The organism is Streptomyces sp. DSM 15324, from assembly GCF_001514285.1.
Classification (GTDB): Bacteria; Actinomycetota; Actinomycetes; order Streptomycetales; family Streptomycetaceae; genus Streptomyces.
The window spans coordinates 1-2,157 of record NZ_KQ949064.1; the positions used below are offsets into that span (position 1 = coordinate 1).

At 71.3% G+C, this 2,157-nt stretch carries 1 pseudogene; it reads right to left on the reverse strand.

The annotated features are described in order from the left end of the window. Positions 1–2,149 (reverse strand): annotated as a pseudogene (locus AQJ58_RS40185) (type I polyketide synthase); the annotation flags it as partial. Between the last annotated feature and the right edge of the window lie 8 nt (positions 2,150–2,157).

The window sequence follows — 2,157 nt, forward strand, 5'->3', positions numbered from 1 at the left end:
GTCCCATACCCACCCACTGGGCACCCTGACCCGGGAACACGAACACCACGTCACCGGCGGCACGAGTGGCTCGCCCTCGCACCACGGACGACGGGTTCACACCGTCGTCCGCCGTGAGCCCCTTGACCGCGCGGATCAAGTCGTCGCGTTCGGCGCCCAGGACCACGGCCCGGTTCTCGAACGCCGTACGCGTCGCCGCCAGCGACCACGCCACATCCACCGGCCGCACCTCACCACCGGCAGACCCCACGACCGAGGCCAGGCGACCCGCCTGACCCGCCAGCCCCTCACCACCACGACCCGACACCACCCACGGCACCACACCACCAGCCACCAACACCGGTGACGTGCCCGCACCCGCACGGCCGGACTCGGCCTCCGGCACAACCGGAGCCTCCTCCAACACCACATGCGCGTTCGTCCCGCTGATCCCGAAGGACGACACACCCGCGCGACGCGGACGCCCCTCGTCCGACGGCCACTCCACGGCCTCCGTGAGCAGCGACACCGCCCCCGCCGACCAGTCGACATGCGGAGTCGGCTCGTCGACGTTGAGCGTGCGCGGAAGGATTCCCTGCTGCAACGCGAGCACCATCTTCATCACACCGACCACGCCCGCGGCAGCCTGGGTGTGGCCGATGTTGGACTTCAACGAGCCCAGCCACAACGGCCGTTCCGGATCCCGGCCCCGTCCGTACGTGGCGAGGAGCGCCTGCGCCTCGATCGGGTCGCCCAGGGTCGTGCCCGTGCCGTGCGCCTCCACCGCGTCCACGTCGGCCGGCGACAGCCCGGCCTTCGCGAGCGCCGCCCGGATCACCCGCTCCTGGGCGGGACCGTTGGGCGCCGTGAGCCCGTTGCTCGCACCGTCCTGGTTGACCGCCGAGCCGCGCACCACCGCCAGCACCGGATGACCGTGGCGACGGGCGTCCGACAACCGCTCCAGCAGCAGCACCCCGACACCCTCACCCCAGCCGGTGCCGTCCGCCCCCGCCGCGAACGGCTTGCACCGACCGTCCGGAGCGAGCCCCCGCTGACGACTGAACTCCACGAAGATGCCGGGCTCGGCCATCACCGTCGCGCCGCCTGCGAGCGCGAACGAGCACTCACCGGCGCGCAGCGCCTGGACCGCGAGATGCAGGGCCACCAACGACGACGAGCACGCGGTGTCCACGGTCACCGCCTGTCCGCGCAGTCCCAGGACATAGGCGATCCGACCGCTGGCCACACTGGAGGACGTGCCGGTGAGGAGATGTCCGTCGACGGAGTCGGGGGCGCGGTGCAGTCCGGGCCCGTACTCCTGCTGCATGATTCCCACGAACACTCCGCCGTCGCGCTCCCGGAGCGTCTCCGGGTCGATCCCGGCCCGCTCCAGCGCCTCCCAGGAGGCTTCCAGGAGAAGCCGCTGCTGCGGATCCATGGCGACGGCCTCGCGCGGCGAGATCCCGAAGAAGCCGGGGTCGAAGTCACCGGCGTCGTAGAGGAACGAACCCGAGCGTGCGTACGTGGTCCCGTGATGTTCCGGGTCGGGGTCGTACAGGTTCTCCAGGTCCCAGCCGCGGTCGGCGGGAAAGCCGGAGACGGTGTCGTCGCCGGCGGAGAGGAGTTCCCAGAGCTCTTGAGGTGTGCTGATGCCACCGGGCAGACGGCAGCCCATGGCCACGATGGCGATCGGCTCACCCTCAGAGGCGGACACCGGGCCCTCGGGCATCTCGGGGGCCGGGTCGCCGCCACCGTCGAGCAGCCCCCGTACATGACGGGCGAGTGCCTGGGGAGTGGGGTGATCGAAGAGAACGGAGGCCGGCAGCGAGAGTCCCGTGTCCTCCACCAGCCGGTTCCGCAGTTCGACCGAGGTCGCGGAATCGAAGCCCAGCGCCTTGAAGGTGAGCGTCGAGTCGACATCCCCTGTTGCGGCATGCCCCAGCACGGCGGCGGCATGAGCCCGGATCCGCTGCACCCAGTCGTTGCGCCGCTCCGACGACGGAACGACGTCGGCTTCGAGCGGAAGGCCACGGGTAGCGCCGCCATCGAACCAGTAGCGCCGACGTTGGAAGGCGTACGTCGGCAGCGGGAGCGTCCGGGCGTCCTGTCCGGCCAGCACGGCCGTCCAGTCGACGGGGACACCACGCACCCAGGCCTCCGCCAGGGAAGTCAGGAGAC